Source organism: Sanguibacter keddieii DSM 10542 (genome assembly GCF_000024925.1).
Lineage (GTDB): Bacteria > Actinomycetota > Actinomycetes > Actinomycetales > Cellulomonadaceae > Sanguibacter > Sanguibacter keddieii.
In genome coordinates, this window is sequence record NC_013521.1 from 587,100 (window position 1) to 604,813 (window position 17,714).

Genomic DNA, 17,714 nt, shown 5'->3' on the forward strand with positions numbered 1-17,714 from the left:
CGCCTCGGTCCTCCGGGCGGTGGCGCCTCCGGCCGACGACAGGGCGCACACGGCGCGCCCCGCGCGGGACGAGGATCGACGAGGAGGTCGGCTGATGGCGACGGTGCGCGACGTGGCAGCGCTCGCAGGTGTCTCGATCTCGACGGTCTCCCGTGCGCTCTCGGCGCCCGGCATGGTCTCGGAGTCCACCCGGGAGCGCGTCGAGCAGGCGGCGAAGAAGCTCGACTACCGTCCCAACCCGACGGCGCGCGGGCTGCGCGTCGGACGGACCACCACCCTCGGCCTGCTGGTCCCCGACCTCGAGAACCCCTTCTTCGCGTCGATCACCAAGGCCGTGCAGAGCCGCGGCAGGACGAGCGGCTACGCCGTGCTCATCGCCGACTCCGACGAGGACGCGAGCCAGGAGCTCGAGCTGGTCTCGATGCTCGCCGCGCAGGTCGACGGACTCGTCCTCGCCTCGCCCAGGTCCTCGGACGTCTCCCTCCTGGCGGCGGTCGACGGCCTGCCGACCGTCCTGCTCAACCGCGAGGTCGACGGCCTCGCCTCGCTCGCCGTCGACAACGCCGGTGGGGTCCGCCAGTCCCTCGGCCACCTCAGGGCTCTCGGTCACCGGACGGTGGCGGCGGTGAGCGGCCCGGCCGGCTCGTGGTCCGGCGCGGAGCGCCGACGGGGCCTCGAGGTCGCAGGAGCCGAGCTCGGCGTCGAGGTCGTGGACGTCGGGCACTTCCGCCCGACCTTCGCCGGGGGCGTCGCCGCCGCCGACCTCGTGGCGGCGAGCGGCGCGACCGCGGTGCTCACCTACAACGACCTCCAGGCGCTGGGCCTCGTCGACCGCCTCCGCCAGCGCGGGCTCGAGGTGCCGCGCGACCTGTCGGTCGTCGGCTTCGACGACGTCTCGGTCGCGACGCTCGTCTCGCCCGCGCTCACCACGGTGCAGATCCCGCTGGCTGCCCTCGGGCGGGGAGCGGTCGACCTGGTCGTCGAGCAGCTCGACGGCGGAGACGACGCACCCGCCCCCGGGCGCCGTCGAGCGGCTGCGGCGCGCGAGGACCGCGAGCTCCTCGACCTCGAGGACGCTGCTCCTGACGGTGGGGGCGACCGCGACGACGACCTCTCCGACCTCGCCGAGGACCACCTGCCGCAGCGCTCCAGGCTGTCCGTCGAGCTGGTGGTCCGGGGGACGACCAGCGTCCCGGCCGCCGTCGCCTGAGGCGCCCTCCCGACCCGACGACCGCGGTGCCCCGGTGCCGCCCGACCGAAGGACCGACTCGATGACGAGCACCGACCAGACCAGCACGCAGCCTCCCGCGACGGACCGCCTGACCCTCCATACCTACGGGGAGGTCTCGCAGCGGTCCGGTGTCACGGGGCCGGCGGTCGACCCGTCGGCCGTGACCGTCGGGATCGTGCACCTCGGCATCGGGGCGTTCCACCGCGCGCACCAGGCGGTGTTCACCGAGGATGCCGCGGCGGCCGCCGGTGAGACCGGCTGGGGGATCCTCGGGGTCACCCAGCGCTCGACCGCGGTGGTCGACCAGCTCGTGCCGCAGGACGGCCTGTACGGCGTGCGGACCGTCGGCAAGGACTCGTCCTCCCTGCGCCTCGTCGGCTCCGTGCGCGGCGTCGCGTTCCCGGGCGAGGAGACGCAGCGGGTGCTCGACGCGATCGCCGCGCCGACCACGCACGTCGTGACGCTGACCGTGACGGAGAAGGGCTACCGCGCGGGGGCCGACGGCCGGCTCGACCTCGGGGACCGAGACGTCCTCGCCGACCTCGAGGCGCTCGTCGGCGAGAGCCGCGGGGCGGACGCGCTCGCACGCCAGACCGGCACCGCGGTGCAGGGCGGGGCGACGACGCCCGACGTCGTCGAGGACGCCGTGCCGGCACGCAGCGCGATCGGCCTGCTGGTCCGCGGGCTCGCGGCGCGAGCACGCGCCGGTGGTGAGCCCCTGACGGTGCTCACCTGCGACAACCTGCTCGACAACGGTCACGTGCTCGAGGGTCTCGTCGGCCAGGCTCTCGACGCCGCGGCCGGGCTGCCCGGCGCAGACCTGGAGCAGGTCGAGCGGCTGCGGGCGTGGCTGCGCGCCTCGGTGACCTTCCCGTGCACCATGGTCGACCGCATCGTGCCCGCCACGACCGAGGGCGACCGCGCCGCGGCCGAGGAGGCGACGGGAGTGCGCGACGAGGGTCTCGTGGTCGCCGAGCCGTTCATGCAGTGGGTCATCGAGGACAGGTTCGCCGGTCCTCGGCCCGCGTGGGAGCTCGCCGGAGCCACGCTCACCGACGACGTCGCGCCCTTCGAGCGGGCCAAGCTGCGCATGCTCAACGGCACGCACTCGCTGCTCGCCTACCTGGGCTCGATCGCCGGGCACCGGCTCATCGCCGACGCCGTCGCTGACCCCGAGCTACTCGCGGCGGCCCGGTCGCTGCTCGTCGACGACGTCACGCCGACGCTCGTCGCACCGCAGGGTCTCGACCTCGCCACCTACGCGGAGTCGCTCCTCGAGCGCTTCGCCAACCCCGCGCTGGGCCACACGACGATCCAGGTGGCGATGGACGGCTCCAAGAAGCTGCCCATCCGTTTCCTCGCCACGGCCGCCGACAGGCTCGCTGACGGCGCCGTCCCCGACGCGGTGGCGCACGGCGTCGCGGGCTGGGTCGTGTTCGTCGCGGTCGGCCGCACGGTCGCCGGCGAGCCGCTGCGCCTCGACGACCCGATCGCCGACGAGCTGCGGGCCGCCGCGGCCGAGGTCGCGGGGCCCGACGAGGTGGGACCGGTCCACGCCGAGGCCCTGGTGCGGCGGATGCTCGCGGTCGAGCAGGTGTTCCCCGCCGAGGTCCGCGACCACGCCGGCTTCCGGGACGCCGTCGTCGCCCACACCGAGCGGCTGCTCGCGGGGTACCCGGGTCGCTGACGCCTCGTCCAGGTGGGGTGCTGGACTGGGTGCGCGAGGGACCGGCGACTCCGGGGCCTGCGAGTCCTCAGCCCCGCGCCTCGAGCCGCGCGAGCAGCTCGGGGCGCGGCGGCACGGCCTTCTGCACCGCCTCGAGCACGGTCCGCCCCTTGGCCACGACGACGTCCAGGTCGAGCCCGGGAGCTGCGAGCAGCGCGTCGTAGAGCGGGCCGACCGAGGACTCCATGAAGCTCCCCTGGAGCGCGAGGGTCGTGAGCGGCACGCTGCGCGCGTCCGACACGGCGTTGATGTCAGCACCTGCGTCCAGCAACGCAGCGACCACGCGGCCGTCCTGCTCGGCCTCGCGCTCTCCGTGCCGGGCGAGCGCGAGGTGCAGCACGCTCTCGCCGGTCGCGGTGCGCAGCGTGACGTCGGCGCCGTCGGCGACCAGCCGAGGCACGAGAGCTGTCCGCACGGTGAGGTCGGCGTTGCGCAGGACGGCGTGCAGCAGGCTGTCGCCCGTCTCCGCGTCGACCGCCGCGGCGTCCGCTGGTGAGTACCTCGCGAGGATCTCGTCGAGCGTCTGCCACGCTGCGGTCTGGGTGAGCGGCTCGTCGACGGGCGCCTGGTCGATCTGCTGCAGATAGGCCATGACGTGCTCGAGCAGCTGGGGCTTGCGGCGCCAGAGCCGTGCGTGGTCGAGCACCGAGCGCCCGCGGCGGTTCTTCTCGAGCAGCTCGAGCCCGGGCTGGTCGAAGAACGCCCGGTAGTACGGCTCGAGCTCCGCCGGGGAGAGCTTCGGGTGGTCGACGTCCTCGACGGGGCGGAGGCCGTGACGCCCGGCTGCCTTGTTCATGTCCGCACCGGCGGCGATGAGGTGGCGGACCAGCGGCGGGTCGATCTCGGGGTCCCGTGCCCGCGACAGCAGGACGTGCAGCAGGGTGTACCCCTCCGAGACCCTCGGGTTCGGGTCGGCGCCGTCGTCGAGCAGGCGGTGCGTGAGGAGCGCGCGGGTCTCCGGGTCGTGCCGTCCGACGGCGCTCGTCAGGAGAGACCTCCCGGAGCGGTCCCGGTAGGTCGGCCACGTCGTCGGGTCGTAGACCGCGAAGATCTCCTCGGCGGACGCCTTCTCCACCCAGTAGCCCGAGATCGTGGGAGGAGCCTCCTCCGCGCTCATCCGAGGTCCGCAGCGGCGTCTGAGGTCTCCGCAGGCTGTGCCGGCCGCACCTGCACGATGACGACGGTCATCTCGGTGTCGGCCCACGAGGTGTGCTGCTCTCCGCGGGACCACCGCACCGTGGTGCCGGCCGAGACGGCGTGCTCGACGCCGTCGCCTGCGGCGACCCGGCCGGTGCCGCTGACCACGTGGAACACCTGGTCGGTCCCGGCCGCGTGCCGGGGGAGCGAGCTGCCTGGCGCGAGCGTCGCGACGTCGACCCGGGTGTGCCGGGCGGAGGTCCCGTCGGCGAGCAGCGCCATGCCGATCCCGGGTGCGTCGTCGAAGGTGGCGGGGCTCGTGGTGGAGATGTCCATGCGTGACCTTAGCGCGGACCGGGGCTCGTGCCGTTGACAGTCCTCACCCGCTCTGCCAAGGTCGGTGGCACCGACGGGAAGCGCATTCCCGCCGGACGACACCACCTCGGCAGGTTCACCGTTGAGCCCGCAGGGCGTGTTGAAACGATTCACAGGTTTGAGCAGGCGTCGCCCTCGACGTCGTCCCACCCGTACGACCTCGCACCACCCGCACCACTCCCGTCGCACGGCAGCACGCCGTGCGTGCCGCGTCGAGGACGACCGGCCCAGGGAGGTGGCGTGGTCTTCCTCGCCCGTGCACGGACGCACGGCGAGGGAGCCGACCGTCCGAGATCCCACGAGCAGGAGACCTTTCATGCAGAGCAACCACCCCGGGGGCACACCCCCGAGGGCCGGCGGGCCGATGACGCCCCGCCGGCACCGGAGCAGGACCCTGAGAGCGGCGGTCGCGGCAGCCGCGGCCTTCTCGACAGCGCTGACCGCCGTCGTCGTCGCGACCCCGTCCGTCGCCGCTGACGCGTCCGACGAGGTCGTCGCCACGCAGGACGCGACGCCCGCCGCGCCCGAGACAGACGCTGCCGCGACCCCCGAGGCCGAGGACCAGCCCGAGGGCGAGACAGCGCCGGCTGAACCTGAGGAGGGAGCGACCGAGCCCGAGGCCGACCTACCCGCGCCTCAGCCCGAGGTACCGGAGCCCGAGGCCCCCGGAACCGACGCTGTCGCCCCCGAGACCACCGAGGACCCCGACACCACAGAGGTGACCGCCGCAGACGACCCCGTCGACCCCGCGCTCGCGGCCCCGGCCTGGGTCCGCACGGCGCGCGTCACCGACACGGCGGCGACGCTCCGCTGGGACCAGGTCGCCGGTGCCACGGGCTACGTCCTGACCCGTGCCGACACCCCTGACGGCGAGCAGGTCGAGGTCGGCCGGACCGGCGAGCGCGCCTTCACCCTCGTCGACGAGGCCGCCGACACGTCGGTGGTGGGCTTCTACCGGGTCGCCGCGACCACGGCCGCCGGCCGCTCGGGCTTCTCCGCCGCGACGGCCACGCCCGTCGCCACCCCCGCGGAGCTCCCCGAGGGCGGCGAGCTGCGGCTCGACCTCGGGCCGGGGGCCGTCGAGGACGGCTGGACCGCCCTCGACGCCACCTCGGCGTACACGACCGAGTCACGCATCGGCTTCGTCGACCCCGCGCAGGTGACGTCCACGGACCGCGGGGGCGACGACGCCCTGCGGTCCGACTTCGTCACCGTGGGCGACACCGAGCTGGTCGTCGACCTCCCGGCCGGGGACTACACGGTCTCCCTCGTCGCCGGGGACAGCGCCGGACCCACGGACATCTCGATCACCGCCGAGACCATCGCCAAGGTCCAGCCGACCACCCGCCCAGCGGGCGAGACGCTCGAGATGTCCTTCGACATCGCGCTCGTCGACGGCCAGCTCAACCTCGAGCTGGGCGGCACCGCCGCCAACCTCGCGGCGCTGACGATCACCCGCCTGCCGGACCGAGCACCCGGGTCGCCGACGGTGTTCCTCACCGGCGACTCGACCGTCCAGAGCTACACCTCGGGGTACGCCCCGCAGGCCGGCTGGGGTCAGATGCTCGACCGGTTCCTCGACGACGAGGTCACGGTCGACAACCACGCGATCGGCGGCCGCAGCACCAAGAACTTCATCAGCCAGGGACGCCTCGACGAGGTCCTCCGGCAGATCACCCCGGGCGACCACCTCGTGGTCCAGTTCGGCCACAACGACAACTCCTACGGCGTCGACGACCGCTACGCGGGACCGGCCGACTACGCGGAGTACCTGCGGACCTTCGTCGAGGGCGCCCAGCAGCGCGGCGCGACGCCCGTCGTCGTGACCCCGGTCTCGCGCCGCGCGGTCGACGGCGACGGCCGCTTCACCGTGTCGTTCCCCGAGTACGTCCAGGCGGCCACGGACCTCGCGGCCGACGAGGGCGTGGCCCTCGTCGACCTGTCCCGGCTGAGCCGGGAGTACCTCGACTCGATCGGCGCGGAGGCGGCGAAGTCGGTGTTCCTGCACGTGCCGGCCGGCGTCTACCCCGGCCGTCCGGCGGGGACGACCGACGACACCCACTTCCAGGAGTACGGCGCGATCCAGCTGGCCCGGCTCGTCGCCGGCGCCGTGGCGGACCTCGACGTCCCGCTCGCGGCGCACGTCCTCGAGGTCGAGCCGCCCGCCGCGGTCCCGGCCGCCCCGACCGGCCTGGTCGCGGGCGACGTCTCGAACGCCGGCGCGCTGCTGCGCTGGGCCCCCGTCGAGGGGGCCGACATCTACACCGTGCACCGCAAGGCTGCCGACGCGACCGACGACGCCTACGCGCTCGTCGGCTCGTCGACCCTCCCGCAGTCTGCGGTGACGGGCCTGACCGAGGGCACCGCGTACGACTTCCGGGTGGTCGCGGTCAACGGTCGCGGCGACTCGGAGCCGTCGGCACCCGTGCGCGTCACCACCTCGCACGCGCTGTACAGGTTCGACGTGCAGCTCGCCGGCAACCCGCTCATGCCCGGCTACACCGAGGTGAACGAGAAGTCGCTCTACACGCCCGAGACGGGCTTCGGCTTCCTCGACGTGACCGGTCTCGGCGGTCGTGACCGCGGGGTCGGCTTCACGCCGCCGCCGAACGACCTCCAGCGGGACTTCCTGCTGCCCGGTCCGCAGCACGTCTTCGCGCTCGACGTGCCGAACGGCACCTACGCCGTGAAGACCTACAACGGTGACTGGATCGGTACCAGCCGCTCCAACGTCGTCATCGAGGGCAAGGACTACGGTGCGTCGAACGCGGGCGCCGGCGGGGTCTCCGAGAAGACCTCGTCGCCGGTGCTCGTCACCGACGGCCAGCTGAACATCCAGCTCACCGGGACGTCGTCGCGGCTCAACGGCATCGAGGTCACCCCGCTGATGCTCGCGCCGCAGCAGCTGGTCCTCGACGACCTCGTGGTCGACGGCACCACGGTGACCACCAGCTTCTCGTGGGAGGGCGTCGCTGCCGCGGCGACCTACCGGCTGTACCGCCAGGGCGCCAACGAGCAGGTCCCGGTCCTCGTCTCCGACGCGGCAGGCACCACCGGGACCGACTCGGGTGCCGCCGTCGGCCAGGTGTACACGTACACCGTGACCGCCGTCGACGCGGCAGGCCTCGAGTCCGTGGCGTCCAACGCGCTCGAGGTCGTCACGGTCGACCCCGACGTCACGGCACCCGCCGTGCCGACAGGCCTGGCGCTCGGTGCCGTCGGCAAGAACGACGTGACCCTCACCTGGGAAGCGCAGGACGACGCGATCGCCTGGTCGGTCTACCGCTCGGCGACCGCCGACGGCGACGCCGTGCTCCTCGGCACGTCGACCACGCCCACCTTCACCGACACCACGGTCCTCACGACCGTGCCGTACCACTACGAGGTGAGCGCGGTGAACGCCGGCGGCGAGTCCGGTCGCTCCGCACGCGTCGCCTCGACCGCCGACACCGTCCTGGTCCGCCAGGCCGAGCACCTCGACCGGTCGCCCGTCGCGGTCGCCGTCGACGACGGCGTCTACCTCGGGTGGCGCATGCTGGGCCTCGACCCCGAGGAGATCGGCTTCACCGTCCAGCGCGACGGCACGACGATCACCCCGGCGCCGATCACCACGAGCACCAACTACGTCGACCCCGACGGGACCGTCGACTCGGTGTACACCGTCACCCCCGTCTACGCGGGCCTGCGCTCGACGCCCACGGCCGAGTTCGGCGTGTGGGCCGACGGCTCGCTCGACATCCCGCTCGACAAGCCCGCCGACGGCTACACCAAGGACGGCCAGCCCTTCACGTACTCGGCCGGCGACACCACCGTCGGGGACCTCGACGGCGACGGCGAGTACGAGCTCGTCGTCATGTGGTCGCCGAGCAACAGCAAGGACAACTCGCAGGGTGGCTACACCGGCGAGGTGCTGATCGACGCGTACCGCCTCGACGGGACGCGCCTGTGGCGCATCTCGATGGGGCCGAACATCCGCGCCGGGGCGCACTACACGCAGATGATGCTGTTCGACCTCGACTCCGACGGTCGCGCCGAGCTCATGCTCAAGACGGCCGACGGCACGGTCGACGGCGTGGGCACGGTCATCGGCGACGCCGGGGCCGACTACCGGAACTCGGGCGGGTACGTCCTCGACGGACCCGAGTTCCTCACCGTGTTCGACGGGGAGACCGGCGCCGCCGTGGACACCGTCGACTACGACCCGCCGCGCGGTGACGTGGGTGCTTGGGGCGACGGCTACGGCAACCGTGTCGACCGGTTCCTCGCGGGCATCGCCTACCTCGACGGCGAGCACCCGAGCGCGGTCTTCAGCCGCGGCTACTACACCCGCACCGTGATCGCCGCCTACGACTTCGACGGCACGTCGATCTCGCAGCGGTGGGTGTTCGACTCGGACGTCGCAGGGCGCCAGTACGAGGGCCAGGGCAACCACAACCTGTCCGTGGCCGACGTCGACGGCGACCAGAAGGACGAGATCGTCTTCGGGTCCATGACCATCGACGACGACGGCACCGTCCTCTACTCGACCGGTCTGGGCCACGGCGACGCCATGCACGTGTCGGACCTCGACCCCTCGCGGCCCGGCCTCGAGGTGTTCGCCGTGCACGAGTCTGCTCCCTCGCAGCAGGGCATCGGTGCGACCATGCGCGACGCCGCCACCGGCGAGGTGCTGTGGTCGATGCCGGCCACCCGCGACGTCGGACGTGGTGCCTCGGGCGACATCGACCCGCGGTACGACGGTGCCGAGTCGTGGGCCGTCACGGCCGACGGCGCGTGGGACAGCCGGGACGGCGAGATGCGCGCCGCCGACGGCACGGTCATCACCGACAGCATCCCTGCGGCGAACTTCCTCACGTGGTGGGACGGCGACCTCCTCCGGGAGATCACCGACCACGACTTCACGGTCGAGACCCGCACCGGTGTCCCGACGGTGTCGAAGTGGGACTGGGAGGCCGGTCAGACCGTCCGCCTCGAGACCTTCGACGGGACCCGGTCGAACAACGACACCAAGGGGAACCCCGCCCTCCAGGCCGACCTGTTCGGCGACTGGCGCGAGGAGCTCGTGTACCGCACGGACGACTCGACGGCGCTGCGCGTCTTCACCACGACGGACGTCACGGAGCACCGCCTGCGCACGCTCATGCACGACCCGGTCTACCGGCTCGGCGTGGCGTGGCAGAACGTCTCGTACAACCAGCCGCCGCACCCCTCGTTCTTCCTCGGGGAGGGCATGGAGACGCCAGCTGCACCGTCGATCACGTACACCGGGGTCGAGGGGAACGGCGTCGTGACGGAGCCGACCGGTCCGCCGGTCGCCGCCGACGAGTCCGCGCTGCTGCCCGGGCTCGAGGACCTGGTGACCGTCCCGGAGGGCACCTACCGCCCGGGCGACACCGTCCCGGTGACGCTCGTCGACGAGAGCCGCGTCGGCGACTGGATGTCGGTGTGGCTGCGCTCCGAGCCCGTGCTGCTGGGTGACTGGCAGCGCGTCTCGGCCGAGAGCGGCCTCGACGCGGTCATCCCGCTCGACGCCGAGCCGGGCACGCACCGCCTCGTGGTGCAGGACGGCGCTGACGAGGTGGTCGGCTGGACCGCGCTCGTCGTGGTCGCCGACGAGGAGCCGGGCGTCGACCCGGGCCCGGGTGTGGACCCCGGTCCCGGCGTGGACCCCGGTCCCGGGGGAGACCCCGACCCGGGCACGGACCCTGCTCCCGGGACCGCCCCGGGCGCTGGTCCCGGTGCCGGCGGCGGCGCTGGGGGTGGGGGTGCCGTCGTCGACGCCGACGGCCCTGACGCCGGCTCCTCCGCCACCGGTGGCTCCGGGCCGTCGGCGCTGAGCGCGACCGGCGCCCAGGTCGGCGCCGTGGTCGCGGCGGGCGTGCTCCTGCTGCTCGCCGGCGCGGTGCTGCTCGTGGTGCGACGCCGCCACGGCCAGGCAGGCCACGGCGACGGGGCCTGAGCCCTGGGTCGAGCCGCACGGCTCGCCCACGGGCTGACCACCGTCTGGCGACGTCTCGCCCCCGGGTGCTCCTCGCGCCCGGGGGCGAGCGCGTGCGCACCCGCCCCCGACCTGCCATGGTGTGCAGATGACGGTCAACCTCAGCCCCCTGGGACTCGGGACGTCCCAGCTCGGGAACCTCTACCGGCAGACGACGGACGCCGAGGCCTCCGGTGCGGTCGACACCGCGTGGGACGGCGGCGTGCGCTACTTCGACACCGCCCCCGCCTACGGCCGCGGCCTCTCCGAGCGCCGTCTCGGTGCCCTGCTCGCAGACCGACCGCGCGACGAGTACGTGCTCTCGACCAAGGTGGGTCGCCGCCTCGTCCCCTCGCCCGAGACCGCCGACGAGCGCGACAGCATGTTCGACGTCCCGGCCGACCACCGGCTCGAGTACGACCTCAGCCGTGACGGCATCCGACGCTCCCTGCACGACAGCCTCGACCGTCTCGGCCTCGACCGCGTCGACGTCCTCTACCTCCACGACCCCGACGACCACGAGGAGCAGGCGCTCTCGACCGCGATCCCCGCGATGGTCGAGCTGCGCGAGGAGGGCCTCGTCCGCGCCGTCGGGGCCGGCATGAACCAGACGGCGATGCTCACCCGGTTCGTCCAGGAGACCGACATCGACCTGGTGCTGTGCGCCGGGCGCTACACGCTCCTCGAGCAGGGCGCGCTCGCGGACCTGCTGCCGGCCGCGCTCGCCCACGACGTGGGCGTCGTCGTCGGAGGGGTCTTCAACTCCGGGCTGCTCGCACGACCACGGCCGCCCGAGGGCGCGCTCTACAACTACTCCGAGGCCCCGGCCGCGCTGCTCGAGCGCGCCCGGAAGATCGCCGACGCCTGCGAGCGCCACGGCGTGACGCTGCCCGACGCGGCCCTCGCCTTCGTCCGGGCCCACCCGGCCGTGGTGTCGACGGTCGTGGGTGCTCGCGGGGCGGACCAGGTCTCGGCCTTCCTCGACGCGGCCCGGACGCCCGTCCCCGTGGAGCTGTGGGCCGAGCTCCGTGAGGCCTGGCTGCTCGACCCGATGGCCCCCGTCCCGCACGCGAGCCTGCCGGACATCAGCATCTGAGGGTGGCGGCGGGCGTCATGAGCGACGACCCCGCGTCTATTGTGGTGGACACAAATGGGAGTATCGTGCGACATTATCCCCACGGCGATGACGTGGGCCGACAGTGCGAGCGAGCACGAGATCCCACAGGGTGAAGCGCTCTACGCCATGCTCAACGCTCACGCCATGTACGACGACTTCGAGGATCCGAGGCCCGGGCGCGACACGAGCCCGCGGCTCTACATCGGCCCCAGCCGCTTCGGCACCATGGAGGTCATGGTGAACATCACCCCACCCGGTGACGTCCGCGTCTTCCACGTCATGAGGCTCCGCGAGAGCACTCGCAACACCGTCGGATATGAGGAGGAGCGATGAGCTCAGAGACCGACCGGCAGCTGGCCCAGTGGGCCGAGTCCGGACTCACCAAGCCCCGGCGAGCCGTCACCGGCCCGCAGGCCGGCGCAGAGGCGCGCGCGATGCTCGAGACTGCGGGTGTCGACGTCGCAGCCGTCGAGCGCAGGGTCGGGCGCCCGCGCCTGGACGGTTCTCCTCCCAAGCCTCACGGGCAGCGCTCCCCCCGTGTCAACGTCGCAGTCAGCGACCAGACCAACCAGGCGATCGAGTCAGCGCGGCTCAAGCTCGGGGTGAGCCGCAGCGACTTCGTGCGCAAGGCGCTCGACTCCTACATCGCCAGCGCCTCGTAGGCTGGTCACGGCCGCACCGTCGCGGTCGCCACCGTCCCGCGATCACAGGAGATCCGTAGTGACCGAGCGCGCCGTCGCCCCTTCTTCCCTCCGCTCCGACCTCGACAACGAGGCGGCCGCACGGCCGCTCGTCCTGGCCTACGACGCCCCGGCCGGGCGCTGGACCGAGGCCTTGCCGGTCGGCAACGGGCGTCTGGGGGCGATGTGCTTCGGCGGGACCACGGACGACCGGGTCCAGGTCAACGACGACACCTGCTGGTCGGGTTCGCCGGCGACGACCGCCGGTCGGCGGCACTTCGAGACGGGGGAGGGGCCGGGGATCGTCGACGACGCGCGGGCTGCGCTCGCCGCGGGTGATGTCCGCGCCGCTGAGCGCGCCGTCCAGCGCCTCCAGCACGGGCACTCGCAGGCGTACCAGCCGCTCGTCGACCTGCTGCTCGTCGAGGTGGACCCCGCCGGTGGCGCGGTGGACCCCGAGCCGAGGACTGGCTACGCCCGGTCCCTCGACCTGCGGACGGCCGTCGCCCGCCACACCTGGACAGGGGCGGGCGGGACCGTCGTCCAGGAGACGTGGTCCAGCGCCCCGCGCGGTGTCCTGGTCGTCGACCGGCGTGCTACCGACGGCACGCTCCCGGCGCTGCGGGTGTCGCTCACCTCTCCGCACCCGACCCTGGACGTGCAGGGCACACCGACCGGCCTCGCGGTCACGGTACGGATGCCCTCGGACGTCGTGCCCGACCACGAGCCGGCTGACGTGCACGTCCGCTACGACCCCGCACCGGGTGCCGCCGTGACCGCGGCGGTCCATGTCGCCGTGCACACCGACGGCATCGTCGGCGACGGCGGTCCCTCGGCGACGGCAGACGCGGTCGAGGTCGTCGGCGCCACCTACGTCACCCTGGTGCTCGGCACCGAGACGGACTTCGTCGACGCCGAGACCGCACCCCACGGCGACGTCGACTCCCTGCGCGCGGCGGTCGCGCTGCGGACCTCGGGCGTCGTCGACGCGATCACCGCCTCCGGTCTCCCGGCCCTGCGCGCCGAGCACGTCGCCGACCACGACGCCCTCTTCGGTCGCGTCGAGATCGACCTCGGGCCCGCGCCCGACAGTGGGCTCACCGTCCCCGAGCGTCTCGCCCGTCACGCTGCGGGAGCACCGGACCCGGCGCTCGCGGCCCTCCAGGCGCAGTACGGCCGGTATCTCATGATCGCGGGGTCCCGTCCGGGGACCCGCCCGATGAACCTCCAGGGCATCTGGAACGAGAGCGTCGTCCCGCCGTGGAGCAGCAACTACACGACCAACATCAACACCGAGATGAACTACTGGCCTGCTGGTCCGGCGAACCTCGACGAGTGCCACGAGCCGCTCACCTCCTGGCTGGCAGACCTCGCCCGGACCGGCGGGGACACCGCCCGCGAGGTCTACGGCCTCCCCGGGTGGGCCGCGCACCACAACTCAGACGTCTGGGGTTTCTCGCTGCCGGCGGGCGACGGGGACTCGGACCCGTCGTGGACGGCGTGGCCGCTCGGCGGCGTGTGGTTGGCCACGCACCTGTGGGACCGGTACGACTGGTCCCGCGACCTGGGCTTCCTCGCCGACGCCTGGCCGCTGCTGCGCGGTGCGGCGGACTTCGCGCTCGCCTGGCTCGTCGAGCAGCCCGACGGCACCCTCGGCACGTCGCCCGCGACCTCCCCGGAGAACCGGTACGTCGCCCCCGACGGTCTCCCGGCCGCGGTGACGGTCTCGACGACCTCCGACCTCGCGATGGTCCGCGAGCTGCTCGGGCGCTGCCTCGACGCGGCGCAGGTCCTCGTCGAGGCCGACGCGCCGCTCCCCGCAGGTGCGCCGGCGCCCGCCGACGAGGCCTGGCAGGCTGCGGCCCGCGCCGCCCTCGACCGGCTGCCCCTCGAGCGCGTCCTCCCCGACGGTCGTCTCGCCGAGTGGTCGACCGACCTCGTCGACGCCGAGCCCGAGCACCGGCACCAGTCGCACCTCGTCGGCGTCTACCCCGGCAGCAGGGTCGACCCGCAGACCGAGCCCGGTCTCGCGGCGGCCGCGCTCGCCACGCTCGACGCCCGCGGCCCGGACTCCACGGGCTGGTCGCTCGCCTGGCGTCTCGCGTTGCGCGCCCGGCTGCGTGACGTCGACGGGGCCGAGGCCGCACTGGGCGCGTTCCTGCGGCCGACCGCCGACGGAGCACCCGCGGGCGCCCCGCCCGGCACGGGTGCCGGGGTGTACCCGAACCTCTTCTGCGCGCACCCGCCGTTCCAGGTCGACGGGAACCTGGGGTTCACCGCCGGTGTCGCCGAGATGCTGCTGCAGTCGCACCGGACGACCGCGGAGACCACCGTCGTCGAGCTCCTCCCAGCCCTGCCGTCGGGGTGGCAGGACGGGAGGGCGACCGGTCTCCGGGCGCGCGGCGGGGTCACGGTCGACCTCGTCTGGCAGTCAGGCCTGGTGGTCGAGGTGGTCCTCGCCGGCCCCGCCGGTCGCCGGGTGGAGCTCACGCTGCCGACGGCCGACGGGCGCCACACCGTGGTGACCGCGGTCGGAGACGGGGACGACGCCGACGACCTGGTCGGAGGTGCTCAGGTCCGGTCAGTCCCGACCGGCCTCGGTGTCGCGTGAGCGGTGTGCCCGCAGCGCGAGCGCGACGACCGCCGTCGCGGCCAGCCCGCAGACCCCGGTGAGCACCAGGCCGCCGCGCACCCCGAGGTGTTCGGTGAACGCCCCCTGGATCAGCCCGCCGGCCGCGTGCCCGCCGAGCAGCAGCGGCATGTAGAACGCCATGACACGGCCGCGGACCTTCGGTGCGGCGCTCAGCTGGACGTAGGTCGCGGCGCTGGTGAGGAAGAACATCGTGGCGGCGCCGATCACCGCGAGCATCACGAGGAACACGGCGTGGTTCGGCGACAGCGCACCGACGCCCTCGGCGACGGCGAAGATGCCAGCCCCGATGACGACGGTCCGCACCCGGAGGTTCCGCAGCCTCGCAGCGGTGACGGCGCCGACGAGCCCGCCGACGGCGCTCACCGAGTTGTAGAGGCCGAAGCCGCCGGAGCCTGTCTGCCACTCGAAGTCGGCGAAGGCGGCGAGGACCACGGGGCCGTTCATCCCGAAGGCGCCCATGAGCCCTGCGAGGACCACCACCCACAGGAGGCGCGGCCGGTCGAGGATGTACCGGGCGCCCTCCCTGAGCTGGCCCTTGGCGCGTGCCACCACGGGCACCCGCGTCATCTCACGGGCCCGCATGAGGCCGAAGAGCGTGACGACCACCAGGCACAGCACCGAGTTGGCCGCGAAGGCCCATCCCTGGCCCACCTGGTGGATGAGAGCGCCGGCGATCGCGGGCCCCACCATGCCGCTCAGCTGGTTGAGCGCGTTGTTGGTGCTGATCGCGGAGCGGAGCATGCTGTCGCCCACGAGCTCGTTGACGAGGACCTGCCGGGCCGGCTGGTCGATCACCGCGACACAGCCGAGCAGGAACGCGAAGCAGTAGATGAGCGGCACGGTGACCAGACCGGCGATGGTGAGGCTCGCCAGCACGGCGGCGAGGACCGCGGCAGTGCCCTGGGCTCCCATGACGAGGCGTCGCTTGTCGTGCCGGTCGGCGATGACGCCGCCCATCGGCCCGAAGGCCAGCAGGGGGAGGAACTGCAGGGCGACGACGACCCCGACGGCCGCCGGGCTCTGGGTGAGCTGGAGGACCAGCCAGTCCTGGGACAGGCGCAGCATCCACACGCCGGTCCCGCCGCTGAACTGCGCGACGAGGAACAGCCGGTAGTTGTGGTTGCGCAGCAGGCTCGGCGCCGGCGTCGCAGCAGGCGGGGTGGGGTGCTCGGAGGGATCGTTCGGTGTGCTCGGACGGGGGTCGAGCGGATCAGTCACAGAGACGCCTTCGTCTGAATGGATTCAACCCTGAGCAGCCTACTCGCACGGAAAGCGCCTGCACAGCGGGTGCCCGGACCGGTGTCCGGAACGCGAGGATCGGCCCGGATGCAGCGTGGAGCCTCGGAAAGGGCTTGCCACTGTGACGCGGGTCGCTGTATTGTAACGATTCACTTCTACGGTTGAAGGCAGTGGGCGGCCCAGGCAACGATGACAGGGCGCTCTTCAATCACCATGAGCAAGGAGGCTCAGATGTCGATCAAGCGATCCGCCCTCAAGGGCATCGCCCTCGCAGCGGTTGCGTCGTTCGCACTCACCGCGTGCGGAGGCGGGGGGAGCGAAGCGGCCCCCACCGAGACCCTGAACACCGAAGAGGACGTCACCATCGTCTTCAACTGGTGGGGCAACGACGACCGGGCCGACAAGTACGAGGAGGCGGTCGACCTCTTCGAGGAGAAGTACCCCAACATCAAGGTCCAGACCGGGTTCCAGGCCTGGGACGACTACTGGTCCTCGCGCAACACCGAGGCCGCGGGCTCCTCGCTCCCCGACGTGCTGCAGATGGACCTGTCCTACCTGCGTCAGTACGGGTCGACCAACCAGCTCCTCAACCTCGACGGGCAGATCGGCACCTCCCTCGACGTCTCCGGCCTCGAGGACAGCCTCCTCGAGGCGGGCAAGCTCGAGGGGTCGCAGTACGGCATCGCCACCTCGACGAACACGCTCGCGATGTTCTACAACCCGGACCTGCTCGAGCAGGTCGGCATGGAGGCGCTCCCCGAGGACTACACCTGGGACGACCTCAACACCTTCATCACCGAGGCGTCTGCGGCCGGCGAAGGCGCGGAGCCGCGGGTCTACGGGTCTGGCGACTACACCACGACCTTCTGGTTCTTCCTGCAGTGGCTCGTCCAGCAGGACATCCAGCCCTTCACCGACGACGGCCAGCTGAACTTCACGCGTGAGGACATGACGGCCTGGCTCAACGTGGCCGAGCCCATCCGCACCCCGGTCGACGCGACCTACCCGATCTCGCGCGGCATCCAGCTGCTCCCGCTCGGCGGCTTCACCGTCGAGGAGAACGTCACCGAGATGAGCTGGGACAACTTCCTCGCCGGCTACACGGCGGACTCCGGCAACGAGAACATCCAGATGCTGCCGATCCCGTCCGACGCCGACGGTGACAAGAAGATGTTCCTCAAGCCGTCCATGCTGCTCTCGGCCTCGGCCAACTCCGAGCACCCGGCCGCTGCCGCGACGCTCATCGACTTCCTCATCAACGACCCCGAGGTCGGCCGGATCTTCGGCACCTCCAAGGGTGTCCCCGCGGTCCAGGCGCAGCGTGACGCCATGGAGCTCGAGGAGGGCTCGGTCGACGCCCGCGTCGTGGCCTACGAGGAGTCCGTCGCGGAGTACGCGACGGAGGCCGCACCGCTGCCCGTCCAGGGCTTTGGCACCATCGAGGCGGAGTTCAAGCGCCTCGGCGAAGAGTTCGCCTACCGCAACATCACGGTCGAGCAGTACGTCGACCAGTGGTTCACCGAGGCGGAGATGTCTGTCGGTCAGTGACCGACCTGACGCCCCTCGCGTGACCGTGTGA

General features: G+C 72.8%; 11 protein-coding genes. 8 read left to right on the forward strand and 3 right to left on the reverse strand.

Annotated features, from left to right (window positions below):
* Positions 1-94 precede the first annotated feature (94 nt).
* Together SKED_RS02590 and SKED_RS02595 are read left to right on the forward strand one after the other, a co-directional pair.
* On the forward strand, positions 95-1,210 hold the full coding sequence (locus SKED_RS02590) for a LacI family DNA-binding transcriptional regulator (RefSeq protein WP_012865561.1): 1,116 nt from the start codon (positions 95-97) through the stop codon (positions 1,208-1,210).
* Between the two features lie 61 nt (positions 1,211-1,271).
* Entirely contained in the window at positions 1,272-2,918 is a 1,647-nt protein-coding gene (locus tag SKED_RS02595; protein ID WP_012865562.1) for a mannitol dehydrogenase family protein, read from the forward strand.
* 67 nt (positions 2,919-2,985) lie between these two features.
* On the opposite strand, the gene SKED_RS02600 is transcribed toward SKED_RS02595, so the two are convergent.
* Both SKED_RS02600 and SKED_RS20235 read right to left on the reverse strand, forming a co-directional pair.
* Positions 2,986-4,074, reverse strand: a complete 1,089-nt coding sequence (locus SKED_RS02600; protein ID WP_012865563.1) for an ankyrin repeat domain-containing protein — start codon at positions 4,072-4,074, stop codon at positions 2,986-2,988.
* Positions 4,071-4,430, reverse strand: coding sequence for a cupin domain-containing protein (locus SKED_RS20235; protein ID WP_012865564.1), 360 nt, complete (start codon positions 4,428-4,430; stop codon positions 4,071-4,073). The genes SKED_RS02600 and SKED_RS20235 overlap by 4 nt, the downstream gene beginning before the upstream one ends.
* Before the next feature lie 355 nt (positions 4,431-4,785).
* Between SKED_RS20235 and SKED_RS20825 the strand changes: the two genes are divergently transcribed.
* The 5 genes from SKED_RS20825 (at position 4,786) to SKED_RS02630 (ending at position 14,854) form a co-directional block, all read left to right on the forward strand.
* Positions 4,786-10,428, forward strand: a complete 5,643-nt coding sequence (locus SKED_RS20825; RefSeq protein ID WP_012865565.1) for a rhamnogalacturonan lyase family protein — start codon at positions 4,786-4,788, stop codon at positions 10,426-10,428.
* Positions 10,429-10,555: 127 nt separating this feature from the next.
* Positions 10,556-11,542, forward strand: coding sequence for an aldo/keto reductase (locus SKED_RS02615; protein WP_012865566.1), 987 nt, complete (start codon positions 10,556-10,558; stop codon positions 11,540-11,542).
* 87 nt (positions 11,543-11,629) lie between these two features.
* Positions 11,630-11,896 carry a hypothetical protein gene (locus SKED_RS02620; RefSeq protein ID WP_143755628.1) on the forward strand — a complete coding sequence of 89 codons (267 nt, stop codon included), beginning with the start codon at positions 11,630-11,632 and terminating at the stop codon, positions 11,894-11,896.
* Positions 11,893-12,225, forward strand: coding sequence for a ribbon-helix-helix domain-containing protein (locus SKED_RS02625; protein WP_012865568.1), 333 nt, complete (start codon positions 11,893-11,895; stop codon positions 12,223-12,225). The genes SKED_RS02620 and SKED_RS02625 overlap by 4 nt, the downstream gene beginning before the upstream one ends.
* Before the next feature lie 58 nt (positions 12,226-12,283).
* Complete coding sequence (locus tag SKED_RS02630; RefSeq protein ID WP_012865569.1) at positions 12,284-14,854, forward strand: glycoside hydrolase family 95 protein; 2,571 nt, start codon at positions 12,284-12,286, stop codon at positions 14,852-14,854.
* Here the strand turns inward: SKED_RS02630 and SKED_RS02635 are convergent.
* Positions 14,825-16,114, reverse strand: a complete 1,290-nt coding sequence (locus tag SKED_RS02635; protein ID WP_012865570.1) for an MFS transporter — start codon at positions 16,112-16,114, stop codon at positions 14,825-14,827. The genes SKED_RS02630 and SKED_RS02635 overlap by 30 nt on opposite strands.
* Positions 16,115-16,366: 252 nt before the next feature.
* Between SKED_RS02635 and SKED_RS02640 the strand changes: the two genes are divergently transcribed.
* Positions 16,367-17,683: an ABC transporter substrate-binding protein gene (locus SKED_RS02640; RefSeq protein ID WP_012865571.1), complete on the forward strand. Its 1,317-nt coding sequence runs from the start codon at positions 16,367-16,369 to the stop codon at positions 17,681-17,683.
* Positions 17,684-17,714: the final 31 nt, after the last annotated feature.

Coding starts and splice junctions, on each gene's coding strand:
- SKED_RS20235 (WP_012865564.1), bottom strand. CDS start 4,430: ATGGACATCTCCACCACGAGCCCCGCCACCTTCGACGACGCACCCGGG.
- SKED_RS02625 (WP_012865568.1), top strand. CDS start 11,893: ATGAGCTCAGAGACCGACCGGCAGCTGGCCCAGTGGGCCGAGTCCGGA.
- SKED_RS20825 (WP_012865565.1), top strand. CDS start 4,786: ATGCAGAGCAACCACCCCGGGGGCACACCCCCGAGGGCCGGCGGGCCG.
- SKED_RS02615 (WP_012865566.1), top strand. CDS start 10,556: ATGACGGTCAACCTCAGCCCCCTGGGACTCGGGACGTCCCAGCTCGGG.
- SKED_RS02620 (WP_143755628.1), top strand. CDS start 11,630: ATGACGTGGGCCGACAGTGCGAGCGAGCACGAGATCCCACAGGGTGAA.
- SKED_RS02640 (WP_012865571.1), top strand. CDS start 16,367: ATGTCGATCAAGCGATCCGCCCTCAAGGGCATCGCCCTCGCAGCGGTT.
- SKED_RS02590 (WP_012865561.1), top strand. CDS start 95: ATGGCGACGGTGCGCGACGTGGCAGCGCTCGCAGGTGTCTCGATCTCG.
- SKED_RS02595 (WP_012865562.1), top strand. CDS start 1,272: ATGACGAGCACCGACCAGACCAGCACGCAGCCTCCCGCGACGGACCGC.
- SKED_RS02600 (WP_012865563.1), bottom strand. CDS start 4,074: ATGAGCGCGGAGGAGGCTCCTCCCACGATCTCGGGCTACTGGGTGGAG.